The organism is Dokdonia sp. Hel_I_53 (assembly GCF_007827465.1).
GTDB lineage: Bacteria > Bacteroidota > Bacteroidia > Flavobacteriales > Flavobacteriaceae > Dokdonia.
In genome coordinates, this window is sequence record NZ_VISL01000001.1 from 559,239 (window position 1) to 583,969 (window position 24,731).

21 protein-coding genes are annotated in these 24,731 nt (G+C 34.8%); 7 read left to right on the plus strand and 14 right to left on the minus strand.

Translation table 11 applies throughout. The features are described from left to right. Nucleotides 1-17 precede the first annotated feature (17 nt). The 7 genes from OD90_RS02475 to mnmE form a co-directional block, all read right to left on the minus strand. Entirely contained in the window at nucleotides 18-1,835 is a 1,818-nt protein-coding gene (locus OD90_RS02475; protein WP_261374451.1) for a DUF3987 domain-containing protein, read from the minus strand. After that, nucleotides 1,836-2,756: a BT4734/BF3469 family protein gene (locus OD90_RS02480; RefSeq protein ID WP_144666087.1), complete on the minus strand. Its 921-nt coding sequence runs from the start codon at nucleotides 2,754-2,756 to the stop codon at nucleotides 1,836-1,838. Next, a complete protein-coding gene (locus OD90_RS02485) occupies nucleotides 2,743-3,039 on the minus strand; it encodes a helix-turn-helix domain-containing protein (protein ID WP_144666090.1) in 297 nt (98 codons plus the stop codon). Before OD90_RS02485 ends, OD90_RS02480 begins: the two co-directional genes overlap by 14 nt. Then, a complete protein-coding gene (locus OD90_RS02490) occupies nucleotides 3,036-3,335 on the minus strand; it encodes a helix-turn-helix domain-containing protein (RefSeq protein WP_114309691.1) in 300 nt (99 codons plus the stop codon). The genes OD90_RS02485 and OD90_RS02490 overlap by 4 nt, the downstream gene beginning before the upstream one ends. Nucleotides 3,336-3,566: 231 nt before the next feature. Further along, complete coding sequence (locus OD90_RS02495) at nucleotides 3,567-4,583, minus strand: DUF6617 family protein (RefSeq protein WP_144666093.1); 1,017 nt, start codon at nucleotides 4,581-4,583, stop codon at nucleotides 3,567-3,569. After that, nucleotides 4,580-5,674, minus strand: coding sequence for a site-specific integrase (locus OD90_RS02500; protein WP_144666096.1), 1,095 nt, complete (start codon nucleotides 5,672-5,674; stop codon nucleotides 4,580-4,582). Before OD90_RS02500 ends, OD90_RS02495 begins: the two co-directional genes overlap by 4 nt. A gap of 185 nt (nucleotides 5,675-5,859) precedes the next feature. Beyond that, nucleotides 5,860-7,248: a tRNA uridine-5-carboxymethylaminomethyl(34) synthesis GTPase MnmE gene (gene mnmE, locus OD90_RS02505; RefSeq protein ID WP_144666099.1), complete on the minus strand. Its 1,389-nt coding sequence runs from the start codon at nucleotides 7,246-7,248 to the stop codon at nucleotides 5,860-5,862. 74 nt (nucleotides 7,249-7,322) lie between these two features. On the opposite strand from mnmE, the gene OD90_RS02510 reads away from it, so the two are divergent. Next, a complete protein-coding gene (locus OD90_RS02510; RefSeq protein ID WP_144666101.1) occupies nucleotides 7,323-7,688 on the plus strand; it encodes a DUF4870 domain-containing protein in 366 nt (121 codons plus the stop codon). On the opposite strand, the gene OD90_RS02515 is transcribed toward OD90_RS02510, so the two are convergent. Both OD90_RS02515 and OD90_RS02520 read right to left on the minus strand, forming a co-directional pair. Beyond that, nucleotides 7,685-7,963, minus strand: a complete 279-nt coding sequence (locus OD90_RS02515) for a DUF3817 domain-containing protein (protein WP_144666104.1) — start codon at nucleotides 7,961-7,963, stop codon at nucleotides 7,685-7,687. The two genes, OD90_RS02510 and OD90_RS02515, sit on opposite strands and share 4 nt — an antisense overlap. Nucleotides 7,964-8,034: 71 nt before the next feature. Next, nucleotides 8,035-9,069, minus strand: a complete 1,035-nt coding sequence (locus OD90_RS02520; RefSeq protein WP_186434701.1) for an esterase-like activity of phytase family protein — start codon at nucleotides 9,067-9,069, stop codon at nucleotides 8,035-8,037. Nucleotides 9,070-9,261: 192 nt separating this feature from the next. On the opposite strand from OD90_RS02520, the gene OD90_RS02525 reads away from it, so the two are divergent. Beyond that, nucleotides 9,262-9,978 (plus strand): SDR family oxidoreductase, encoded by a 717-nt coding sequence (locus OD90_RS02525; protein WP_144666110.1) that lies wholly within the window; start codon nucleotides 9,262-9,264, stop codon nucleotides 9,976-9,978. Between the two features lie 91 nt (nucleotides 9,979-10,069). Here OD90_RS02525 and OD90_RS02530 read toward each other — a convergent pair whose 3' ends face one another. Beyond that, entirely contained in the window at nucleotides 10,070-10,453 is a 384-nt protein-coding gene (locus OD90_RS02530; protein WP_144666113.1) for a hypothetical protein, read from the minus strand. A gap of 107 nt (nucleotides 10,454-10,560) precedes the next feature. Between OD90_RS02530 and OD90_RS02535 the strand changes: the two genes are divergently transcribed. Both OD90_RS02535 and OD90_RS02540 read left to right on the plus strand, forming a co-directional pair. Then, nucleotides 10,561-11,070 (plus strand): DUF6155 family protein, encoded by a 510-nt coding sequence (locus OD90_RS02535; RefSeq protein ID WP_144666116.1) that lies wholly within the window; start codon nucleotides 10,561-10,563, stop codon nucleotides 11,068-11,070. A 115-nt stretch (nucleotides 11,071-11,185) separates the two neighbouring features. After that, nucleotides 11,186-12,709 (plus strand): DEAD/DEAH box helicase, encoded by a 1,524-nt coding sequence (locus OD90_RS02540; RefSeq protein ID WP_144666118.1) that lies wholly within the window; start codon nucleotides 11,186-11,188, stop codon nucleotides 12,707-12,709. A 241-nt stretch (nucleotides 12,710-12,950) separates the two neighbouring features. Here OD90_RS02540 and OD90_RS02545 read toward each other — a convergent pair whose 3' ends face one another. Beyond that, the gene (locus OD90_RS02545) at nucleotides 12,951-14,300 is read right to left on the minus strand and encodes a hypothetical protein (RefSeq protein ID WP_144666121.1); all 1,350 of its coding nucleotides are present in this window, start codon (nucleotides 14,298-14,300) and stop codon (nucleotides 12,951-12,953) included. Nucleotides 14,301-15,132: 832 nt separating this feature from the next. On the opposite strand from OD90_RS02545, the gene OD90_RS13125 reads away from it, so the two are divergent. Beyond that, nucleotides 15,133-15,279, plus strand: a complete 147-nt coding sequence (locus OD90_RS13125; RefSeq protein ID WP_186434702.1) for a hypothetical protein — start codon at nucleotides 15,133-15,135, stop codon at nucleotides 15,277-15,279. A 241-nt stretch (nucleotides 15,280-15,520) separates the two neighbouring features. Then, complete coding sequence (locus OD90_RS02550; protein WP_144666124.1) at nucleotides 15,521-16,915, plus strand: NAD-dependent succinate-semialdehyde dehydrogenase; 1,395 nt, start codon at nucleotides 15,521-15,523, stop codon at nucleotides 16,913-16,915. Nucleotides 16,916-16,984: 69 nt separating this feature from the next. Here OD90_RS02550 and OD90_RS02555 read toward each other — a convergent pair whose 3' ends face one another. Next, a complete protein-coding gene (locus OD90_RS02555; RefSeq protein WP_144666127.1) occupies nucleotides 16,985-18,199 on the minus strand; it encodes a multidrug effflux MFS transporter in 1,215 nt (404 codons plus the stop codon). 96 nt (nucleotides 18,200-18,295) lie between these two features. Here OD90_RS02555 and OD90_RS02560 point away from each other — a divergent pair, with 96 nt between their 5' ends. Further along, entirely contained in the window at nucleotides 18,296-18,856 is a 561-nt protein-coding gene (locus OD90_RS02560) for a DUF4251 domain-containing protein (protein WP_144666130.1), read from the plus strand. Nucleotides 18,857-18,931: 75 nt separating this feature from the next. Here the strand turns inward: OD90_RS02560 and OD90_RS02565 are convergent, their stop codons facing one another. Further along, complete coding sequence (locus OD90_RS02565) at nucleotides 18,932-19,705, minus strand: CDP-alcohol phosphatidyltransferase family protein (protein WP_144666133.1); 774 nt, start codon at nucleotides 19,703-19,705, stop codon at nucleotides 18,932-18,934. 941 nt (nucleotides 19,706-20,646) lie between these two features. Then, complete coding sequence (locus OD90_RS02570) at nucleotides 20,647-24,270, minus strand: hypothetical protein (RefSeq protein ID WP_144666136.1); 3,624 nt, start codon at nucleotides 24,268-24,270, stop codon at nucleotides 20,647-20,649. Nucleotides 24,271-24,731: the final 461 nt, after the last annotated feature.

Here is a 24,731-nt window from a genome sequence, read left to right on the forward strand (position 1 = left end):
GAGGAAACCAAGGATAGTTAATCCTTAGCTTCCTTAATATCCTCATTTTCCTCAATTGAAAGATTTATATAATTGTCCTGTTGTTCACGGTGTATGAGGTTGGACTTTACGAAACCAGTGATATAACCTTCTGCTGTTTTTGCAGGAATGTTTAGTTTTTTGGCTACTTCCAAATACTTCTGACGGTTAAAGTTTTTTGGTAAAGCGTATAGGAATTTCTCTTTACGGTTCATTCGGCTTGGTTTGGTTTCTTCTTGTGGAAGCTCTCCAAACACTTTGCTTGAATGTTTTACTAATACTTTAATCATAGCCAAGGAAGCTTGAAAATCTCTTTCCTCACATACAAGTTTGTTAGATGTATCACCAGTTTCTAAAATCCTTAATGCTGAAAAAAGCATACAGAAACGGAATGCAATTAAACCTAATCTTCGAATGGTAGCCATATAATCCAATCCTTGAAGATTGAGGTATTTTCCTTGTATCTCGCTAAAGAAATGATTGAATTGTTCTTGTTGGTCGGCTGTTAAATAGAATTGAAATTCTCCGTTGCTTTTGAGTAACTTATACAATTCGTAGAACTGGTTCCCTAAATTCTCAAAGTAATCATCCAGTCCGTTGTCTGTAGTGCTTGCAAATACGTTTTTCCAAACAGGCTTTACATTCATAAAGTAGAAAATAAAGCGGCTGAATAAGCCGTTTTCTGCACTTGGAATAAGAGCTGAAACTTGTTTTGGCGTACCCGAAAGAACTGTGGAAAGACAAGGGCTTTCAATATCTACAAATTCACGGTCTGTTCTGCGGTAATAGGAAATAGTTTCGTGGTGGAATGCTTTTCTGAAACCATCACTATAATTTCCGTAATCGCTTTTAAAGGCGTGTGCTAAAGTGTCTCCTTCGGTTTCAAAAATTAATCCTTTGCCATCACTATCACCCAACAATTGATATGCACCTGTTGAACTATTGTTTGCAGGAATAAAGAGCATTTTTTCAGGTGGTCGAGCTGGTTTTTCTACACCTTCAACTTTACCTTTATTAGCGTTGTATTCCGCCATTTCCAATTCAAAGTGTTGTTTGTGCAATTTGGCTTCCTCACGTAATTCCTTGTGAATAGGGTTTACCAATTGGCGACAATGCACCAAACGTCCTTTTCCTGCGGATGCTTGAGCTGTGATAAATAGAAAGAGGTTACTAAACACTTTCTTACCGTCATAAATACCAAACAGCTTCGGTAAACAGGCACTAATAGACACCAATGAACCTAAGAGCAATATATCTCTTTCTTCATCTGATGTAGCTACAGCAATCACTTGTTGCAGGTATTCAGGAAGCTCAGGATATAAGGATTTAGGAAATGTTGGCATAACCTCCTTAATCGGTTCTTCTTCCTGGTGTTCTTGAACAGGAGGAGCTTTTGATGATTTGTAATTGCTATTGGTAGCTTTATACTGTTCATTGGTTTGTGTTACAATAGAAACTCCCGCTTGTTTGGCAAGGAAGAAAAAGGTTTTAAGCGATACACCTTGACCTTTAGACTTTAGGCAATTGTCAAATTGTTTGTCGCATTCTTTAGCATTGTAACCCGAATAGTACTGACTAACTCTTTGAAATAAACCTCTTCCAGACTCTCCAAATTCATCAGCAAAAGCGAAACCGATATTTATCCAATCGTTGTAATTGGGGGCAATATCAATATGATTAGCTTCTATATTCTGAATGACTTTTTCAACTTCTGAATTGTTGTCTGTAACTGGTTGATAATTTTGTTCTGTATGTTGCTGCTGTTGGTTTGGGTTTTCCATCCACTCCAACGGATTAAACGTTTTCTTTTCCATCATCTATAAATATTTTGGATTGATAAATACATTGGGGTCGTGAGGTAAAAAACAAGCTCTTGAAATGTCTTTACCTGAACCATCTACCTCAAAGCTGTATGTGTGTTGGATGTAATTGGCAACCGCCTTGAAATAGTCTTGATGCTTGACCTTGGTTAACTCAATAGAAATAATCCATTTTAATCCATCACCAGAAGGGGATGTAAAAAGAAGTTCAGTTTGAAAGTATTCATCTTTAAGAAGTTCTTCTTTTAAGGTGGAAATATTACTGATATGGTCAAAGTCAATCGTTAGAAGTCCTGAATGCTTTTTAAGGTGTTTATCATTTCGCTTTGAAAATGCACCTGAGAATGTGACATAATCGAAATTAAATGCCTTGTATTTTCGGGCTTCCTTTACATCTTGGATATTGCGTAGTGTACTTGTACACGTAGCAAATTCATTGCCTTGTATGAGGTTGTAAACCTCTATCAAGGTTATCTCTTTTGTGGGTACTACATTAGTAACAGGCTTTTTGAAATAGCTGAATACTGGTGGTATTGGTTTTATAATTTCAGGTTCAGGTTCCGTAAATATTTCATCCTCCTGATTATAAAAACCGTTTTTCTGACCAATACGCAAATGCAATTCTTCATTTAGCTTATCCAGTAATTCCTGACCAGAAAACTTAAAATGAAGTGCTGCGAAATCAAATACATTACCGTCTGCAATAGCTTCTTCGCTATCAGTATGCACCGCACAATTATCTACTACCTTAACCGTCAATGTAGGTTTATCTTCATTGAATGGGTTTTTAGTGAGTTTACAGTCCCTTCCCGAAAGGGAAAGAACTGTTTCGCCCGGATAGTACTGTCTTAACACATAGGCATAAATATTTAGGCCGTAATGTGTTTTGCTCAATATGGCTTCCTTATTTATTTCCATTACCTGATGTTTTTTTGTGTGAATAATTCTTTTCCATCAGGCTTTCTAAATCTGAAAGCTTGTAATAAAACTTGCCGTTAATTCGGCTGTACGGTAACGTACCGCTATCTCGTAGAGATTGCAGGGTACGTTTACTGATGTGAAGCGTTTGCATTACATCCTGTCCGTCAATCCACTCTTCAGTAAAACTCTCTAACCGTGATTGGTGGATTTGTTGTAAGTATGCCTTTATCGTCTTTACTTCCTGAGAGAGGTTCAGGATTAAGTCTACTATCTCAATCATAACTTTACCCTCCCTTTTCTAATTAGATAATCAGCTGCTTGCTGCTCGATTTCGTCATTAGTGGCATTGCGGTTACGCAATAGCCATTGGTCTAATTCCTCACGGTTGAAATAAAGCTTCTTACCGTTGGGTTTGTAATGTGGAATGCTTCCCGCACTTGTGAGTTTATACAAGTGTGATTGCGATAATTCCAAGTACTTACAAGCTTCATTGAAGTTGAGTACATTCTTTAGTATTAGATTTTGGTCTAATACGTGTTTCTCGATAATTTCAAGTCTTTTTAAAATCTCTTCCATCTTATTATGGGTTTGAAAATTTGTAAAAGACTTCTGGCCAAAAGTCATATCCGATTCCCGAATACAGTGCTAAAGTAGAATGACTTCAAGGCTGTTTTGGGGTGCAGAAATAAGGTGCAGTGTAGAGTGCAGAGTGCAGAGTGGAAAAACAAAAGAAAAAACCCTTGTCGGTTAAGAACAAGGGCTAAATAAAAACTGAAAAAGAATAGGAAGTGTAAAGTGCAGAGTAGACTATTTTAATAGGTTTACGGCACTATCTATTTTATCACCTGTGAGGTTTGGTCTTTTTAATGACCTAAATTTTGAACGGTCAAACAATTCTCCGCTTTCATCTACAAAACAAATGCAGGTTACTTGCCATTGCTTTTGCTTTAAATCTTCAATAAGTTGTAAATCTTTGTGAATGCGTTTTACGAAGTAAAAAAGCTCACTGATATTACCAGTCCAAGTAATAGGTGTGTTGATTTTTGAACCTGAGAATACTTTTTTAAAAGTCGCTAATGGTGTATCTGCACTTATGAAATTGTTAAGCTTTAAGCTATCCCATAAATCACCAAGCTTATCAGGACTGGTGTTATACTGTTTGTAAGTGAAAGAATTGAACTGAATGGGTTTGGATGTTTGCTTTGGCTTAGGTTTCTTGATTGGTTCTGGAGCAACTTCAATAACTTGTAGTTTTCTGATAAGTAGTTTTTCGGGAATTGGCTCGTTTAATAGTTGAGTATAGAAGTCCTCCACAATCAAATCATCATCTATCCAATCTTTGAAAGCTTCCTGAATTTCCAAGTACAATTGCATATAAGCAAGTTTTAGTAACTGCATTATATAGGTATTGGCTTTATGTGCCTGGTCTAATTGATGTGAGGTGTTTTTTGGATTAATGTACACAAGTGCATAATCCTTTTCCTTTAGAAGTTCTCCAAGGTCCTTCAAGCGTGTTTTTAATCGCTTATTGAGTATGTCATTAAGATAGTAACGGATTAAGTTCTCGTTTCTATCTTCATCAATGGTTTGATACAAAATATCAAAATCAGATTTAACCGTATTCAGGATAAGCCTTGAATAGTATTTAGTTTTATGGTCAAATGGCCTGTGAAAGTCAATTTGAAACAGCAACTGTTGTTTTGGAGTGTATTCATTTAAACTGCGAAATTTTGCAGCAAATACATCATCCAAGCTATTTTGAGGAAGCCAAGGTCTTAACTCATAATCAAGGATTTTATCTAAGGTGTTCTTTTGCTTGCTCATAAATCCAGTTTAATTCTGTTAGCGGCTTCTTTCTTTTGTTGGTCTATTACCTTAGCATAAATCTGAGTGGTTTTTAATTCTCTGTGACCAAGCAATTTTGAGACTGTATAAATATCTGTTCCTGCTGAAAGCTGTAAAGTTGCGTAGGTATGTCTTGCACAGTGGAAGGTTATTGTTTTAGATATTCCTGCTCTCATCATCCATTGTTGCAACTTCAAGTTGTGCCAAGCGGAATACTTTAAACCTTTGAACACTCTTTCGTCTTTATCCTGAGGTTCACCGAGTAAGCCATAAGCTTGTTCTGAAATAGGAAGGGTTTCAGCTCCTTTAGTTTTCTTCTGTCTGAAACGGATGTAGTACCCCATATCATTTGAATGCTGTACCTCTGACCAAAGCAACTTATTTATATCAGACCAACGCAAGCCAGTAAGACAAGAAAAAATGAATGCTGTTTTTATTTGTGGTACTTCGCATTCCTCTTTTACCGCAGCTTGTAATTCTTCAAGAGTTAGAAACTCTCGCTGAGGTTCTCCTTGTTTAAAACCATCTACACCTTCAGCTGGATTAGTAGGAATAATTCCATCCTTTACAGCTTGTTTTAATGCAGCTCTTAATTTATTGAAATATGAATACTTTGAGTTTTGAGAAAGACTCTGGTTACTCTTCGTTTTAACATCCTTATCAAGATGGTCTTTGAAACCCTGGACAAACTTTCTATCTACTTCCGCAAAAGTGATGTCCATAGGAATGTAGGTTTTTAGATGTTTCAGCATACTATCCCAATTACCATAATTTCCTTTACTGTCTTTCCTCTTTTCAGTAAGGAGTTCTATATAATTAGTAAAGCTGGCCTTTAGTTTCTCATTATCACGGAAGCCATAAACACCGTTTTGGATTTCAATTTGTCGCTGTGCTCTGATTGTCTCAGCTAATTGAAGTGTTTTTTTATTGACTTCCTTATCGTCTTTAGTTTTGGCATTAGGGTCTAAGTAGAGTTTTAGATACTCTGTCTTACGTTTCCCTTTATGGTAGTAATCCAAGTATAAACTGGTCTTACCTCCCTGATTTCGTTTTCTTAATGTAACCTTCATATCTCAAAAAGTTTTGCGGTTGTTTCTGTAACAGCAAACTTGTTGTTAGCAACAAAACTTGTTTCTATAACAACAAATTAGAAACCAAATATAAGAAAATAAAGGCAAATTAGCAACAAGAAAGAGATGATAAAAACCCGTAAAATCCAACAAAAGAAGGGTTTAGCTAACGAAAGGAAGTGTAATTACTTTCCAATACAAAAATTAGCAAATATATTTCCAAGCAGCTCATCATTAGTTACTTGACCTGTTATCTCACCAAAATGAAACAACGCCTCTCTAATATCTATCGCCATGAGATCACCAGATAAACCGCTGTTTAGACCATATTGTACTTTTTCAATTTCTTCTAGAGCTTTTAATAGCGAATCGTAATGTCTACTATTGGTCACAATGGTCTCATCGTTACGCAGTGCTCCAGTATTTACAAATTCTAGTAATTTAGATTTCAACTCATCAACTCCTTTATTTTCTTTGGCAGAGAGAAGTTGGAGATTTTCAATTTTAGTTTGTATTGTTGCCAATTCAGCATCAGATATGGCATCAATTTTATTAGCTACAACTAGGAGCGGTTTTAATGGAAATTGATTTTTTAATTTTTCAATTTCTAGTTTTACACTTTTTGTCTGATTGATAACCTCGCTAGCTGTATGAAGTAAAATAACTACTTGTGCTTGTTTAATTTTTTCAAACGTTTTTTTGATACCCAGCCCTTCAATGACATCTTCCGTTTCTCGAATTCCAGCGGTATCTATGAAGCGAAAACCGATACCGCCTATTGATAATTCATCTTCTATGGTATCACGAGTAGTACCTGCGATGTCAGACACAATAGCGCGCTCCTCATTCAATAACGCATTAAGTAAAGTAGACTTCCCTACGTTAGGTTCTCCCACAATGGCAACTGGGATTCCATTTTTAATAACATTTCCAGTAGCAAAGGAGTCTATTAATCGTTTTAAAACCTTCGTGATTCTGGCGATAAGGTCTTGAAACTGCGTTCGGTCTGCAAATTCTACATCTTCTTCAGAAAAATCTAGCTCTAGCTCTATGAGTGATGCAAAATTTAATAATTCTTGACGTAGTTGTGCAATTTCATTTGAAAATCCTCCACGCATTTGTTGCATAGCAATTTGGTGAGAAGCTTCATTATCACTAGCAATTAGGTCTGCCACGGCTTCTGCTTGACTTAGGTCCATTTTACCGTTTATAAAAGAACGCAATGTAAACTCACCTGCCTGAGCAGCACGACAGCCAGAGCGCAGTAATAATTGGATAATCTCCTGCTGTATATAATTAGAGCCATGACATGAAATTTCTACCGTAGGCTCACCTGTATAAGAATTTGTTCCTTTAAACAGGGATACGAGTACTTGGTCGATCACCCGCTCACCGTCTATGATATGACCTAAGTGAATCGTATGTGTTTTTTGGTTTGAGAGGTTTTTACCACTCACAGATTTAAAAAGAGGGGAGCATATATCAATAGCTTCATTGCCTGAAACTCGTATCACAGCTATGGCTCCAGCACCAGCAGGACTGGCAAGAGCAACAATAGTATCTTGTACATTCATCTTGCAAAATTAAGGAATCGTGTAACATTTATGCGATATCTACTACATATATAGTATCAATCAAAAATCAAATTATGGAAACCGTACACACACCTACTGTAGTAAGAGAAGACAAAACACTTCTTGCACTTACTCATTTATCACAACTATTAGACTATGTCACGGGAGTAGGAGGGACTATTGTACCACTTGTTTTGTGGGTTCTCAATAAGGACAGAGTGTTAGATATGGATATGCATGGGAAAGCTATTCTTAATTTTAGAATAAGCTTATGGATTTACGCCATACTAAGTATACCAGCAATATTACTATTTGGTCTTGGGATTATTACCTTACTACTATTAGGAGTCTTGGGAGTTGTGCTGCCCATTGTAAATGCAGTAAAAGCGAGTAATGGAGAAGAGCCTAATTATTATATAAGCATACCTTTTATTTCTTAAGAGTGCCTTAAGTATTTTTTATCCATCCAAAAAGTACCAAATGGAATTATAGAGCATGCTAATACAATACCTAACGTCTTAGCATCCCATTTTTGGCGACTTTTCATCATCAATGCCATCACAATATATGCAAGGAATAAAAAACCGTGCGCCATCCCAATCACCTTATTTGGGTAGCCATTATTCCAGATATATTTTAAAGGCATGGTAACAAATAATATAAGCAAATAAGAGACCCCTTCTAGGAAACTGAGAATTCTAAAGGTTGTAAGCATTCTGTGTTTTTTAAGCAAATATACTATCTCTAGAAGTACGCTTTCGCGAAAGCGTACTCAAACTATTCATTCTATTTAATCTCAAATAGTAATACTTGTGATACTTGTTTTCCAAAGGAATTAAAATTATTATCAGATATGAGAATAAGGGATGGGTTTCCATTTTCGAGCAAAGGACCAAAGGCCATTCCCTCAACGTTATCTATGATTCCGCTTTTAGTTTTTGACCTAATCGTACTAAGATCTAGAAGTAGCGTTTTTGTCAGTGCAGTATAAGTGGCGCTTTTTAGACTTTCAAAATGCTTCACATCGGTGGCGTCATTACTAGAGACTTTATAGATCTTAATGTCGTTTCCACCATCTTTATAGTCACTTGCATAAGATCTTTCTAGTACTAATAATTTATCTTGTGCATAGGAGAGTATTTCTGTAATACCATTTACCTCAAGAGGGCCTGAACGGGCAACCTTATCTAAGGTATATACGTACTCTTTACCAAAAGTCTTAGTACGGTTATCTATAAATGAGATTCGAACCGGAGCACCGCCTTTTTTGCTAGTAGGAGGTGAGCCGTCTTGCAATAGTGGCAGCTCTGTAGCTACCCAGAGATCATCAGAGTTATAGTTTAAAGAAATGGCTTCAAAAACCCCATTATTTCTAGGACCTTTTATACCATTCTTATCTAGTTTATAGCGGCTAGGTAATGTAACACTATCTATGTAGACACCATTCTGTGATGCTTTTCTAATAAAAGGAGATATCATTTTACGAGCATCGCCCTCACTGGCCCAAAGAATTTGACCTTTACTATTTATGCGTAGTCCTTCTGGGTCTGCTTTGCCACTTTCGAAAGTAGCTCCGTCAAGGTCTTTAAAAAAACGTGTTTCTCTTACCGTGTAATTACCAAAACCCTCTAATGAGTAGGGGAGTTCCATAATATAAAATCTAGGACTCTTACGATCGTCAGAAAGAACATACCATGTATTCTGAAAGTAATCTATAGCCGAAAGTCCCCCTACCTCATAGCCATCGATAAGAATATTTTCTGGAATGATAAGTTCATCTATAAAATGAAGCGAATGCAAACCTGACTTTGAGACAGTCACGTTTTTTGTTACGCTACAGCTGGTAGAGATTAATATTATAAATAGTACCCATAGGTAGTTAGAATTCACAAGAGTCATTTTAAGAAATCAATCAGTTCTTAGTAAAAATAAGAATTGTAGAATTGGGAATAGTTTAAAATATTATTTTCAAGACTTTAAAAACCACTCCATATCTTTAACTAAAACTCATTTATGAATAATTTAGATACAAAAGTTGCTCTCATTACAGGGGGGACTAAAGGAATAGGGAAAGCCATAGCCAGCGCACTATTAAAGCAAGGAATGCGAGTTGCGATTACTGGGCGAGATCAAAAAAGTACAGAAGCAGCAGCAGCAGAGCTTTCTCAAGATACCGATAAAATCATAGGATTAGCAGCAGATGTACGCGATCTTAAAAGTCAGCAGAATGCTGTTGAAAAAGTACTAGGCCATTTTGGACAAATAGATGTCCTTGTTGCAAATGCAGGTTTAGGCCATTTTGGGCCAATCTCAGAACTAACTCCAGCACAATGGAACGAGACCATAAATACAAATCTTACAGGTGTATTCTACTCCGTTAAGGCTGCACTAAGTGCTTTGAAGGAATCTAAAGGATACATCCTTACTATTTCTAGTCTTGCAGGCACAAATTTCTTTGCTGGAGGAACAGCTTATAATGCGAGTAAATTTGGACTCACAGGATTCACTCAGGCACTTATGCTAGACCTTAGACAGGATGATATTAAAGTAACGACGATAATGCCAGGCTCTGTTAATACGTATTTTGGAGACAAAACACCAGACGACTCTAAGGCATGGCAAATACAACCGGAGGACTTAGGTCAAATGACTGTAGATTTACTAAAAATGCATCCTCGCACACTGCCAAGTAAAGTAGAGGTAAGGCCCACAAAACCACCAGTGAAATAAATAAACAAAAACTCTTATAAAATTAAAAGCCCTTTAAAACGTTCATTTTAAAGGGCTTTCTTATGAGGTGTACTGATTTTAGACCTACGATTTAATAATCGTTAAGCGCCTTAACATACACCCTTAATTCTTCTTCATTTACTTTTTTATCTACATCTCTTATTAAGCTAAAGAAATAATGAAGGCTTTCTTCTGGAGTGCTTTCTACAGTATCTACTTCAGAAATAATTTCTTCATCTTCTCCTTCGATATCCTCATCCTGAGGAATTGGAATGGCAAACGTTTCATTTTCTTCTATATGCTCTGCGGCAAGTCTTGTAGCCTTTGCAAGTAACGGTAATTGCTCTGTAATGGTATAAGGACGTAATGCCTTAAGATCATCTACTACGGTGTTTATGATGATGCCGTTTTGGGCCACATCTGCGATGAGTTTCTTGACCAAATTTACTGCTTTGCTATCTTGAAGTGCATTCATTGCTTTCGAGTATTTATATATTGTTGGAATGATTGCAAAAATAGGTTTTTGTGAGCCTTCCTGCCACTATTTTTTGTTATAAATTCGCTAGAAGTAAATGATTGTAAATGAGTAAAAGAGCATTAAAGAAGTTTATAGCAGAGCTTGATAAGGGAGCATTACAAGAACAACTACTTGAATTGTATGAGCGTATTCCAGAGGTAAAAACGTACTACGACTTTGTTTTTAACCCTAAGGAAGAAAAGCTCATCACAGATGCAAAAATTAAAATTAGTAATGAATACTTCCCTACACGTCGTAAGAGGCCACGCAAGAGAAGGTCTATTGCTCAGAAATACATCAAGCACTTTAGGACGCTAGGAATGAATCCTATTTTATTGCTAGATTTAATGCTATACAACATTGAGATTGCCCAAACTTATGAGCAGTCTAATCCTGCACAACCCGATGCATTTTATAAAAGTATGCTCAATTCTTTTAAGGAAGTCATACAATATGCCACCTATCATCATCTGCTAGAAGAAAATGCGAGTAGGATAGAAGGTGTTGTCTCCCTTGCCGAGGAGAATAAGTGGGTAAATGCTTCACTTTTTGATGAAGCTGCAGATCAAACATAGACGATTCTTTAATTTTTATCAATTACGTTCATATTTTATTAACTACGCTTTCGCGAAAGCAGAAAAATCCCTTAGTTTTGCAAAATTGACTTTTTAATTGAAGAAAAATTTACTTTTGAGCGACGCTAGACAACTACAAGATACTCCCGAAAAAGAATTATACGATTACCAACTCAAAGATCTAGATGCTGTATTTAGTGTGATGGATCGTAGTCCTGAGGATTATAATCTGTTGTACCAACTACCTACCGGTGGAGGTAAAACAGTTATCTTTTCAGAAATTGTGCGCAATTATATAAAACGTACTAATAAAAAGGTGATAATTCTCACCCACCGAATTGAACTTTCTACCCAGACCTCTAGAATGCTTACAGAGTTTATGGTTCCTAATATGGTCATAAGCAGTAGTGTAAAGACACTAGATGGTGCAGAAGATTACATGTGTTATGTAGCAATGGTAGAGACCCTCACAAATAGATTGCAAGAGGAGCAAATGGTGATGGATGATGTAGGTCTTGTTATTATTGATGAGGCACATTATAATTCTTTTAGAAAACTATTTAGCTATTTTACAAAGTCTTTCATTTTAGGTGTAACGGCAACACCACTTAGTAGCAACATCAAATTACCGATGAAGGATAATTATGATGAATTACTTATAGGAGAAAGTATTCCAGCTCTCATACAAAAATCCTTTCTTTCTAAAGCAGAAACGATAAGTTACAATGTAGGTTTGAGTTCTCTTAAGCTTGGGATAAACGGTGATTATACTGTAAAATCATCAGATATTCTGTATACAGATGCTGCAATGCAACAAAAATTGCTGGACGCTTACGAGGATCAATCTAAAGGTAAGAAGACCCTTATTTTTAACAACGGGATCAATACATCCAGGTATGTATATGAGACCTTTAAGATGGCAGGGTATGATATACGTCATTTAGACAATACAAGCAGTGCAAAAGAACGTGCAGAGATCTTAAAGTGGTTTAAAGAAACTCCAGATGCAATTCTTACCTCTGTGAGTATACTTACCACAGGGTTTGATGAACCTACGGTAGAAACAATTATCTTAAATAGAGCGACTAAGTCACTTACCCTGTATTTTCAAATGATAGGCCGTGGGTCACGTATTACTCCTACAAAAAAGAACTTCAAAGTCTTAGATTTAGGTAATAATGCAGCTAGATTTGGTTTATGGGAAGCGCCTATAGACTGGAAAGAGATCTTTGCCTATCCAGACTTCTATTTAGAAAACCTCATTCAAGATGAAGAGATAGAGCGCAACTTTACATATGTAATGCCTCCAGATTTGCGCAAGGAGTTTTCAAATACAGATAAAGTGCATTTTGATATTAAAAAGGAATACAAAGCGGTAATTGCTTCTGGTCAAAAAGCAAAGGTTACTTTAGATAACGCAGTAGAGCAACACGCACTTATGGTGGTAGAAAATAGTGAAGATGTCTTTGATGCACGTATTTTAGCTCGCAAATTGAAAGATGATATTCACTATAGAATAAGACAGTATTCGTATTGTATTATGAATAACACAAAAAATTATAGGGACTGGCTACAAGAGGATTATGAGCGCAACCTAAAGCTCCGCATTAATCAAATATGCCGCGAAAGAGATATTTAAGAAGTATTCTTTTGAGCATAATTTTATAGGAACAGGTCCAGAATTAAATTTCTGGACCTGTTTGTCTTTAAAGCTATAAAAGGAAAGTTGTTAATAGTTCTCTTATGGACTTTAAATAGATTAGTATATCGGTATGGTAGCGTGTAAGTTCGCTTTCGCGAAAGCAAAACACCTCCATACAAAAATCCCTAGCACAATATGTAACTAGGGATTTTCAAACTAACCAACCAAAAATCTTTTATTATCCTCTTCTAGCATTACGCGAAGAGCCTCTATTTGCCTTACTAGAGCTACTTCTTGAGCCTCTAGTAGTGTTTTTTCTAGATGAGCTACGTTGTGGCGCTGCAGATCGAGACTTATTTCTATTTGAAGACTTAGCTCTTTGCTGTGAGCGCTGTGGTGCTCGCTGTGTCTTTGTACGTGCAGGGCGATTACTTGCTACAGATCTTGAGGATCTACCTCTTGAAGTAGTAGCTCTCGGAGTATCACGCTGTGTGCTTCTTTGAGTTGCCTTTCTAGAAGAGCCATTAGCAGTAATTGCTCTAGATGATCTTTTATTTGTATTACGAGCCGTAGGTCTTGTAGACTGTGGTCTAGTTGTTTTTCTGTTTATTTTAGTACCTCTTGATTGAGTAACTCCGTTAGTTCCTCTAGATGAAGGACGTGTATTTACGTTTCCACGACGATTTGTTGTAGCCCTATTACCAGTTCTAGCAGTTGTTCTTGAGTTTGTTCTAGATGTATTTCCGCGAGATCTATCTGCAGAAGCCCCTCTAGTGCTACGACTGTTTGTAGCTACAGTACGTCTATTAGAATCTCTTCTTGTTCTGTTAGAAGCAATACGACTTGCATTACGACCCTGACCAGCTCTAGTAAATCGTGCATTGTTACGATCTACATTAGATCTACGACCATTGTTATGAGCTACACGACCATTATCTGGACGACGGAAGTCTCTACGTGCATTTGCATATCCTCTGTTGTATCCTCTATTCCAATTATTTCTATGAAATGCATAGTCATAACGGATAGGAGTATAGTATCTTCTATAAGGTGTTGTATATACTAGGCATCTATTTAAGATAGGTCTGTAATAATAGTTATGGTATGGATGAAATACATAATTCCTGTTATAGATGTTGATGAACCCACTATAGTGAGAAAAAGCACCGTAATTATTATAGAATATATTTAATCCTCCTACACGACGTATGCGATTGTTTCTGTAGTTAATATCAACACTACCTGCTTGGATCAGACGACCGAAGTTATCATAATAAAGAGGTGTGTTTTCAATTTGAATTACCGCACCATATTCATCGTATTGTACGTATGGATCATAATCAAATCCAGTATTAAAACTTATTCCTACGGGTCCTGCATTTACAGATAAGCTAACGCCCTCCACAAGCTCAGGGATGTAGAAATCAAACTCTCCGTCTGGAAATACAGAGAATTCTATACCATCTTCTACAAAGATGTATTTGCTACCATCATATACAGTACCGCGACGGGTGGTTGTAGTTTCCTCAGCTGCATAGCTGCTTCCTATGGTAAGCATTGCTATAAAAAGTAAAGCAAGATTTTTCATAATGTTCGTTTTTTAATTTATAAAATGTGTGGATTGATACACACGATTAAGAAGGAATCAAGTAGCGTGCCAAAAAATAAAATCATACTCATACTCATAGTAGTGATAAGCACGCTTTCGCGAAATATATAACTGCTCAATTCATTTTGTTTAACGTTCAAATGAACTAAAACAGAGATATTTTTGTTGCTAATATTATTAGCAAACATATATTTTTATAGCTAAAAATGTATTAAACTAATACTTTTAAATGATTCTATAAATTGCTGATTTATAACTAGTTATATTATAATAATAAATAATATCTATAGTAAAATTAGAGTGTTGATTTATGCGGTATTTGTAGCTCTGATAGGTAGTCACGATTCTTTTACTATTTGAAAGCTCAGTAGTTATTAGAATGACTTTTTTACTAGGTAATTAAATATTAAAAATAATATTTCAGTGGTGGTTATTTTAAGTAGAGGTAACCTTATAACTATTTAAAAAGTATTGAAAACAGTTACTGGGCACTTTAAGGTGAGTAAATAAAAGTGATTCGTTTTCTAGATTACATACCTACCGTATACCTTAATAGATTGGTCGTAATGAGATCCTCAGTACATATCTGACACAATCAATACGGTACCTTTAATCAGGTATTTTCCTTAAAGTTTTATCCTTTAAATTTTTAATAATAAAGCTACTAGATGTCGAGGAGTAGCTGTCTTAAACCCAGTATTCTTTTTTAACGATAGCTCATACTCGGTTAATTTACTGTTAAACAACAAATTATTGGGAAAGAGACTTTTAGATTACTGCTAACTTTATATCAAACCAAAAAAAAATAGCTATGGAAAATAAAGAATCAACAAAAAAACATGCGGATTTTCAAGATCCTTATAGAAGGTCTTTAAATTTCAAAAAAGTGCAACCCATTGAAAAGTTTGCCATTGATGGTGATGGGGAAGTGCACATTAAAAAAGAAGATGAAAAATAAATCATCAACTTTTATTAGTAAGATTTAAACTACAGAAACAGCTTTATTGATTTATAAAGCTGTTTATTTTTTTACAACGTAGACACTTGCTTCATCCCTCAGGCAGTCCTAGATCCTTAAACCTATAGTACGATTAGGCTGTAACTCGTTAATGTTCTCAAAAACCCCATCATAAAATGTATTAAAAGTCAAAGCAATCATTCAAGATCATCATAATTTTAAATAAAAAAATAAATAAACTATGGAAAGAGAAATTAAAGGTGGATTTAAAACCATTAATCCGTTTACAGAAGAAATAATAGAAAAGTACACTTATATAACCAATGATGAAATGTTTGATGCACTAGAAGCGTGTCATAAAGCATTTGAAGATTGGAAAATAGTATCTATAGAAGAAAGAGGTAAAATACTTCAAGAAATAGGCACCCAACTAAAAGCACACAAAAAGGAACTCTCACAATTAATGACTGATGAGATGGGGAAAGTAATTACCCAAGGAGAGAGCGAAGTGGACCTTTGTATAGCAATTGCAGAATATACAGCAAAGAATGCTGCAAAAGAGTTGGAACCTATTGAGCGAGAGCTTCCCAATGGAGGGAAAGGTTTGATCACCTATGCTCCAGAAGGAGTCATTTACAGCATACAACCATGGAATTTCCCAGCATACCAACCATTGCGTGTTGCGATCGCTAATCTCATGGCAGGAAATGGTGTGTTATTAAAACACGCACAGAATGTCACTGGAAGTGCGCTACTAGTTGAGAAAATCCTTGTAAAAGCAGGAGTACCAAAAGGTTTATTTAAAGTATTAGTGATTGATCATGATCAATCTAACGAGCTCATTCAAAATGAAAAAGTAAGAGGCGTTACTTTTACAGGAAGTTCAGCTGGTGGAAGTCAAGTGGCTAAGGTTGCTGGAGAAGCCCTAAAGAAAACCGTCATGGAATTAGGTAGTAATGATGCTTACCTGGTGCTTGATGATGCCGATGTAGAAGCTGCTGTAGAAGCATGTGTACAAGGGCGCATTGTAAATAATGGAGAGACCTGTATCGCTGCAAAAAGATTTGTGGTGGTAGATAAGGTTTATGATGCATTTAAGGAAGGCTTTGTAAAAGGCATGAAAGACGTAAAAATGGACAACCCTAATGACGGTGACACACAGTTAGGCCCCATCGCTCGTAAAGACCTAAGAGATATGCTACACGATCAGGTATCAGAAAGTGTAGAGAAAGGAGCAGTGATTGAAGTAGGAGGGGAGATACCTTCTAGAAAAGGATATTTCTATCCATCAACTGTACTTAGTAATGTTGAGCCAGGACAGCCAGCTTACGATGATGAGTTATTTGGACCTGTCGCCTCGCTTATAAGAGCAAAAGACAATGAGGATGCTATGCGTATTGCAAACGACAGCCGCTTTGGCCTTGGAGGAGGAATCTTTTCTAAAGATCAAAAAGGAGCTATCGAACTAGCTCAAAAACACTTTGACACTGGGATGGTATTTGTAAATTCTTACGGATTAGCACAACCTATGATGCCCTTCGGAGGTGTAAAAGACTCTGGATATGGACGTGAGCACGGAGGATTCGGTTTAAAAGAATTTATGAATGCAAAGTCTGTCATGGTCGTAGAAGAATAAAAGCGAATCTTTTAGATAATTTAAAAAGTGCCTAACGGCACTTTTTTTTGTGCTATAAAGTCAAGTAAATTAGTGTTTTGCAATAGCTGCTGTCTTAAAATCCTTTCGCAATAGTAATAAAATAATAATAGAAACTCCTCCGCAGACAGAAAAACCTATAAATAAAGGCAATGTGGTTTCTTCCACAAATCTCCCTATAAAGGTGCTAATAGGCACAGACATCATCGTAGCAATAAAACCTGTTATAGCGGCACCAATCCCTGCAATGTGCCCAACGGGCTGCATCGCAAGGGCTCTTAAATTTCCAAACAGGAAGCCGATACAGAAAAACTGCATGGCAAAAAAGCCTACGAGTATAAACACAGAGGGGTGTGGAACATTGTAAAATAAGATCACATATAACAAAGACACCAGAAAAAAACCAACAATCGCGCCCGTGACGATATTGCGCATACCAAAACGTACGACAAAGGAACCGTTTAAGAATGTCGCGATACCTACAGAGATGGCTAGACCTGCAAAAATAAATGGAAACTCATCGACCAAGTCGTATTGATTCTCAAATATTTGTTGAGAAGCACTTATATAAACTAAAAAGGAACCTACAATAAATCCTTGAATGATCGTAAAACCCATCGTTTGCTTGTATTTGACTACTTCAAGAAATCCGCGCGTTATTCTTTTTATAGAAAATGGGATGACATTCTCAGGTTTTAGCGTTTCTTTTTGCCGTCTCCAAAACCAAATCATCACCAGCATACTAATCACTATTTGACCTAAAAATATAGCTTCCCAGTTAAAAGCATCTAAAGTAACTTTCCCTAAGGCTGGGGCTACAATAGGGACTAATAAGAAAACCACCGTAACAAAAGACATCACTCGCGCCATAAAATCTCCTTCATATTGATCTCTTATAATCGCAATACAAATGGTGCGCGGTGCAGAGAGACCTATACCTTGTAAAATACGTCCTACAATCATCACCTCTAGACTGCGCGCATATATACAGATAAAACTGGCTGCTATAAATATGGAGAAACCTATATAGACAGAAGATTTACGCCCCTTAGCATCTGCAAGTGGTCCAAAAACCAAGGGGCCTATTCCTAAGCCTAGAAAAATCATAATGATTAACAATTGATTGTCGGCAGGAGTTGTAGTATCAATGACTTCCCCTATAACGTCTAATGCTGGCAAGACGGCATCTATAGCGAGTGCTGTGACAGACATTAAAGCCGCCATCAATCCAATAAATTCAACCTGTGAAGCACGACTTTTTTGCATGGCACAAAAATACATCAACCCTTTAAGCCAACGTATCTTACCTTAAGAAACTTTTAATTAGGTATAAAAGTTGATATATTTAAGAAAAAATGTAGTATGAAAGCAATATATATACTCTTTATCTTAGGTATTGCTAGTGCCTGCAGTACAACAAAGGAACTTACGCCCAGTGTAATACGGCAGATAGATGCTAGGCACGCGTTAATAGAGAACAAAAATTACGAATTTAAAGCAGATAGAGCTTACCCAATGCCTAGTGATCCTCTACAACAGTTAGCAAGCCGCAGATTATTGGGAATGGGAAGTACAAGCGGTATGATTCAATTGCAGGGTACCCCTAATTTTTTGCGAGTGATACACGATAGCGTAGTTATGCAGCTTCCTTTTTATGGAGTACGCCAACTTAGTGGTGGTTTTAGCACACCTACAGGTTTTGAAGCATCCAGTACGGTGACCGACTATAAAGTACTGCAAAACAAAAAGAAACAAACGGAAATTGTCACATTTTCTGTAAAGGAAGGGACAGAAGTTTATGATGTCACGATGACGGTTTTCCCAAGTCTTAAAACGGATATCGTGGTTAACAGTTCACAACGGTCTACCATTAGATATGAAGGAGCACTCACTTCTTACACACAGATTGAGGTAGCTAATTAGGAGCACGCTTTCGCGAAAGCGTAAAAACATCTTTTACATGTCTATTTCTTAACTCCAAATGTACGTGCGTGGAAATTATACGTTGCGGCCAATGCGTTTACGTAGCAGGATGAAAACGAGAATCATTCCGGTATAAGCCATAAAAAATGGAATGATATAGGCTTGAAAGCCAAGCACCAGCAACAAACCGATAGCTGCCAGCTGAAACCCTAAGCCAAAGGTAGATACAGCGGTCATCAAATATTTAGGTAGTATTTTGCCCTCTGGAGCACTAGGATCTAATCGATAAATCACAGCATCAAAGCCGCCATAAAGGATTCTGTAACAGCGATAAAGAAGGGTAACTGTAGCCTGCTTCTCACCCGGTAACGCAGTGGGAGTGGAGGTTTCAAATATTTGGCTCGTAAGATCTCCATCTACTTGATTACGTAAGATTACATAATAGTAATTGTATAAGGTACCTTGCAATTGCATCCCAACAAAAGCCAGCGCAGCCATCCACCAAGGGGTAGCTACATTTAGAAAAAGGGTATAAAAAATGGCGGCATTGAGTACTATATCTGCGATTGAGTCAAAATACCGCCCTGTATAACTAGGTTGCTTTTTGAGCCTGGCAAGCTCACCATCTGCAGCATCTAGTGTAGATTTTAAAAGTAAAAAAAGAAGGGCCCATCTGTACTGATGAAAATAAATACTAGCAATAGCCGCTAGTCCAGCTACAATGAACATCCAGGTAACGTGTATGGCGTTAACCTTGGTGTATTGGAACGATTGCGCAATACGTTTGGCAACAGGCCGACCATAATCAGAAAGATCTACAAAGCGATAGCTTGCGGGTAATTTAGACATGAATTGTTGGTTAGGTTTTTAACGTATGATTATTCTACCCAACATCTTCTGTAGAGAAGCAATGTGTAAACAGATCTTATTAAAAAGTGTGCGGCAAATGTAAGGGAAGTAAAGATACTAGTAAAATGAATGACTTCTGAGATTGTCAAATATCCTATTTGACATAATATAAATTATAGAACATTTTTACATATATGCGAATAGCGCTTTTTCTGCGCTATTTTACATAGTTCCAGATATAATTGCCTTTAGGCTTATATCGTCAGACAAATCGACTTTAGGAGATTCACGAAATCCTATATATTAAATAGAAACCTGTGAGTAATTATGTAAAAGCATTTTATGCCAATGTTTCACTGTGCAGTTATAATTAGCTGTTATCCTTGTACTGAGCTTGTTGAAGTATAAAATCCCCGCACGCAAATGCGCTCGATTTCGTTTTCAAAAACATTATGCTATCGCAGTAATTTTTTACACACAATTATCCATCGCTTGCCAACGCCTAAATAAAAGCTAACCTTTTTGCTCTTATTATAAATCGCGTATTCGAGAAAATGTAAGTCAAAAAAAATTTTATGGGATTCTCGTAAGCTTGCCACAAGAGCATAAAATTACTCTGCGAGATAATTTCTATGCACTTGTTATATTTAGAACTCCAATTAAACCTTTTTTTAATGTTTCATTATCTTTTGTCTTGAAACAAAAGAAACAAAAATTCAAGGCTGCATATAATTTTGGAAGCAATTAACGGCTCATTCGCTATATTTTAGGAAAGATTGTAATTAGTTAACATTGCTTTGAAATTTCTTGTTTAATTGAAACTCTTAAGAAACTGTATTACTAAATCCCTAAAATATGGACGCTCATTTCTCCTATTGTTTTGACCAAAATTTTATGAGGCCAAGTTTAGCATCGAGATTCTATTTTACATAATTTTATTATCAAAATATTTTTGACCTTTTAATTTCATTGAACGAATAAATTGGTAATTCTGTTTTTTCCAAAAATTTGATAGGTAATTGATATGATGACACAACTAAAGATTTTACTTTGTAAGTATCAACTTTTTCACCAAATTTATCTGATAATTGACTAACATTATCAATTAACCAATTATTTCTTTCTACATGTTTTGGCAGCTGCTTTGATGTGTAATTTCTTATATCACGTTGGAAATCATACATTATTTTTGCTTGTTTAGTGTTTTTGCATTCAATTGAATATATCAATTTAGTCCTATCATCAAATGCTAAAATATCTATATCTCCATAATTTTTATTAGCAACTAAAGCTCCTTTTACATCAATTTTAACTTCAAAATCTATGACTCTTAATTGAGTATTCTCAACTAACCAATCCTTCACTTCATTTCTAAAATTCTTACCTTTCAAATTAAGGCGATTCGCTATTATATTTTTAATTTTATTATGCTCGTCCTCTACTCTAAGGCTTCCATTTGAAAATTGATATATCAAATTATCTGATGCTTTAATTAAAAATCTTGAGCTCCATAAGTACCAAACTTTTTTCTCATCATCAATAATTTTAATTAGAGGTTTTCTTAAGTAAGAGAGTTTTCTATTGTATCTCCAAGGAAAGATTTCAGGAATAATATAACCATCAGGTGGCTTATCCATTTTCCCTCTACTATTTAGTGTAAGCACATTAAAATATAAAGTAATTTTTTCTTGATTGAATTTTGTTTCTTTTATTATTAATTCAATGAGTTCATCTTCTTCCATTTTAAAATATGAACTTTCTTGAAGAAAACAATATTCGGCCAAAAACAATGATATTGTGTTTATTTCTAAAAATGTAATACCCCAATCATTTAAAAACGCCTCATCTATTTTGTTTATATAATCATCTTCTTCATCTAATTCTTTCTTTTCATGTAAATTGAAATTTGATTCAAAATTCTCTTTGTAGTCAACCAATTCATCTTCTTTATTCGATATGTTATACTTATTTAATACATCATCAAAAAAACCTTTACTTATTCCAATCCTTCCAGATTCTAATAATCCCATTTTAGGATTGTCTATATCAAATCTTATTAAATCTTGAACATATCCAAAATAAATCATTTCATTCATTAATGACAGTAAATAATCAACATCATCATCATTTGGTAACTTTTCGCCAAAATATGGTTCAGAACTTACAAACTCTATAAGACATCTCATTGATAACGATGAATTTACGTGTTCTGATTCTGATTCTTGAAATTCATTAAAAACATCTGTATATTTTGAAAAACATTCTAATCTCGCTGGTATATAAAGCTTTCTATATTCATTGGCCTGTATTATTGCTTCATGACGATACATTAAAAATTTTAATAGCTCAAATGTATTGTACTCAATTAATCTAATCCTAAGTTCTTTAATAATAATGTTGACACAATCAACAAGTAATTTAATCTTACTTTTTTTGTCATTTATATCTTCAGGAATTTTTTCGCCATAATTGAGCCAGGTAACTATCTCTTCTAAAATAAAAGAGTTGTCATATTTTTGTACAAACCTTATTTTAGGTATATGTCTTGGGTCAATCTTCAAATTGTAACTTGAATCTACTGTTAGAATCATTTTTGCGGAGCCTAAAGGAATATGCTTATCAATCATTAACTGAATATTTTCCTCATTCAAATCCTTATAACCAATTTTGCTAAATAATTTACTAATGCTTTCTACAACTACGGACATTAGTTGTCTTTCTCCATGATTATCTTTTCTATGAAGTACAGCATAAAATTCAAAAGGGACTTGTATTTTAATTTTTCCTTCTTCTGCTATAAGTTCATAATTAAGGTTAAAAGTATCTTTCTTGAAAGCATGTAATTCTTGTGGATTGAAATCATATAATTTTTCATCCAATGTGATTATGATTTCAATTGGGAAAGGTATAGGATGATTAAAATAATTTTTAAGTGATGGATAAAGTTCATTTAACCAATGGGCAATTGCATCAATGAAATGAATAGTCATAGTGTCCCTTTTTTTAGGACTAGTTATCCATATTGGATAATCAAATAATTCTATGGCAGTTTTATAAATACCAATATAATATTCTTGAGATAAATAAATAGGCGCATGTTTTGCTGTTTTATATACAGGTAAATAACCAAGACCTCTTTTGGATTTAAAATAAGCAACACCGTGCTCATCGTTTTGAATATTACAATCAGTTATTACTTTACCTTGCATTCCAAAATCAAAAAATAAGCCATTATAAGCTTTATCACTATCAAAAAATGAGTCGCTATTCTTTGTATAATATTTGTAATATGTTAAAACAGAATAAAACGGAGCTACTCTAACTCCTTTATTTATTGCTCTATCATAAGCTTTACAATATTTCCAAAGGGAAAGTTTATTTAAATTCCAATTACTATTCAATCTTTTTAAATCAAAAATACTTATCATTAAAAAATTATCTGAACCGTCAATATCTTTTAAAGCAAAGAACTCATCATCTGTAGTTGTATAAGAAGAAATTATTAATAATGTTAAGAATTGATAATTGTCATTATTAACCTTATCACGAACAATGGAAATTACTTTACTTGCTCTTTCTTCATAGTTACTATCTTCATGACTGGAATTCAATAAAACATTCACATAAGCTAATTTATTTTCATCAAATTGCCATATTGATTCACCATCACTTAATTCTAATTTGTTTTTGATTTGAACGTTTAAATCAGTCATTGACCAACTCATTTTTCTTAACTCTTTAAAAGAATCATTTTCAATGTTTAAATCATAAATTTTTAATAATTCTTCTAAGTAGTTATTGCTTTTTAATTCACTAACAATATAATTGTTAAGTGAGTACATTTGTGCACTTGGAAATATCAGATAATATACGTCATTAAATATGACAAATGGTTTTAAAAGAATTGGGTTTTTGTTAATATTAATTAAGTCTATTTCATCATTTTCTATATCAAAAACAAAACTACTTATAACATCACTTTTAATATTAAATTTATTATAAATAGCTTGTAGTTCTTCTCTACTAAAGCATACTAAATCTTTATGCGTATTAAAAAAGTCTTCGTCAGGAAAAAATAACTCATTGTCATTATTCTCTAAACAAGTATATCTTTTTAATCCAATTTCAGATGCAATATTTGAATGTATTGAAAGGAAAAATATAATAGATTCAAACATGCTTTTTTTGAACTCATTGCTTAAATCATTTTCTGCATGTAATATACTGTATGCAAGTCCTTGAACTATTTCTGTACTATTAATTACAATTCCAGGAAAAACTATATTATTACCATTTGAAAAATGAAAATTTTCTGTGAATGAAGTTTCAACTGGGTCTTCTCGATAATCACTTGGAAACATTTCTTGAATTGCATTTACAACTCCATCATAATTAAGTTCATTATTAATATTATTCATGTTCTTAGCTAGCAAACTAAGAATGATTTCTAACCTTAAATTTTTACCATGATTTTCTGGACATAATTGTAATATTGAAAATAATTTCAATAATTCGGATGTATTCTTCTTTGATATATATTTTATAAAATCTTCATAATCTTCCATTCTTAAAAATACATTTTAATTTAAGATTTAGCATTTACTCTTTTGAAAAAATTCGTACATTAGTAATGTCCAAGTAGCTCAGTGGATAGAGCTCCTCCCTGCTAAGGAGGTGGTCGCGGGTTCGAGTCCCGCCTTGAAAATAATATCCTTTTTAGGATTCTAAATATTTAAAGTCCTAATTTATATTTTAGGGCTTTTTTCTTTTTAACCCATTCCACACATATTACGCTTCCCTCCTACGTCGTCGCATAAAAAGTGTTCCATTAACATTGTAGAAGAAACTTTTGAAAACAAAGTTTTTAGAAAGAAAAAAATCAATGAATATAGTAACAACTTTCGCTTTTAACCAAAGCTCAAGTTACATAACGCAGAACATTAGAGAATATTTTTACATATTTGCGAATAGCGCTTTTTCTGCGCTAATTTACATAGTTCCAGATATAATTGCCTTTAGGCTTATA

Coding starts and splice junctions, on each gene's coding strand:
- OD90_RS02475 (WP_261374451.1), bottom strand. CDS start 1,835: ATGATGGAAAAGAAAACGTTTAATCCGTTGGAGTGGATGGAAAACCCA.
- OD90_RS02480 (WP_144666087.1), bottom strand. CDS start 2,756: ATGGAAATAAATAAGGAAGCCATATTGAGCAAAACACATTACGGCCTA.
- OD90_RS02485 (WP_144666090.1), bottom strand. CDS start 3,039: ATGATTGAGATAGTAGACTTAATCCTGAACCTCTCTCAGGAAGTAAAG.
- OD90_RS02490 (WP_114309691.1), bottom strand. CDS start 3,335: ATGGAAGAGATTTTAAAAAGACTTGAAATTATCGAGAAACACGTATTA.
- OD90_RS02495 (WP_144666093.1), bottom strand. CDS start 4,583: ATGAGCAAGCAAAAGAACACCTTAGATAAAATCCTTGATTATGAGTTA.
- OD90_RS02500 (WP_144666096.1), bottom strand. CDS start 5,674: ATGAAGGTTACATTAAGAAAACGAAATCAGGGAGGTAAGACCAGTTTA.
- mnmE (WP_144666099.1), bottom strand. CDS start 7,248: ATGAATGTACAAGATACTATTGTTGCTCTTGCCAGTCCTGCTGGTGCT.
- OD90_RS02510 (WP_144666101.1), top strand. CDS start 7,323: ATGGAAACCGTACACACACCTACTGTAGTAAGAGAAGACAAAACACTT.
- OD90_RS02515 (WP_144666104.1), bottom strand. CDS start 7,963: ATGCTTACAACCTTTAGAATTCTCAGTTTCCTAGAAGGGGTCTCTTAT.
- OD90_RS02525 (WP_144666110.1), top strand. CDS start 9,262: ATGAATAATTTAGATACAAAAGTTGCTCTCATTACAGGGGGGACTAAA.
- OD90_RS02530 (WP_144666113.1), bottom strand. CDS start 10,453: ATGAATGCACTTCAAGATAGCAAAGCAGTAAATTTGGTCAAGAAACTC.
- OD90_RS02535 (WP_144666116.1), top strand. CDS start 10,561: ATGAGTAAAAGAGCATTAAAGAAGTTTATAGCAGAGCTTGATAAGGGA.
- OD90_RS02545 (WP_144666121.1), bottom strand. CDS start 14,300: ATGAAAAATCTTGCTTTACTTTTTATAGCAATGCTTACCATAGGAAGC.
- OD90_RS13125 (WP_186434702.1), top strand. CDS start 15,133: ATGGAAAATAAAGAATCAACAAAAAAACATGCGGATTTTCAAGATCCT.
- OD90_RS02550 (WP_144666124.1), top strand. CDS start 15,521: ATGGAAAGAGAAATTAAAGGTGGATTTAAAACCATTAATCCGTTTACA.
- OD90_RS02555 (WP_144666127.1), bottom strand. CDS start 18,199: ATGCAAAAAAGTCGTGCTTCACAGGTTGAATTTATTGGATTGATGGCG.
- OD90_RS02560 (WP_144666130.1), top strand. CDS start 18,296: ATGAAAGCAATATATATACTCTTTATCTTAGGTATTGCTAGTGCCTGC.
- OD90_RS02565 (WP_144666133.1), bottom strand. CDS start 19,705: ATGTCTAAATTACCCGCAAGCTATCGCTTTGTAGATCTTTCTGATTAT.
- OD90_RS02570 (WP_144666136.1), bottom strand. CDS start 24,270: ATGGAAGATTATGAAGATTTTATAAAATATATATCAAAGAAGAATACA.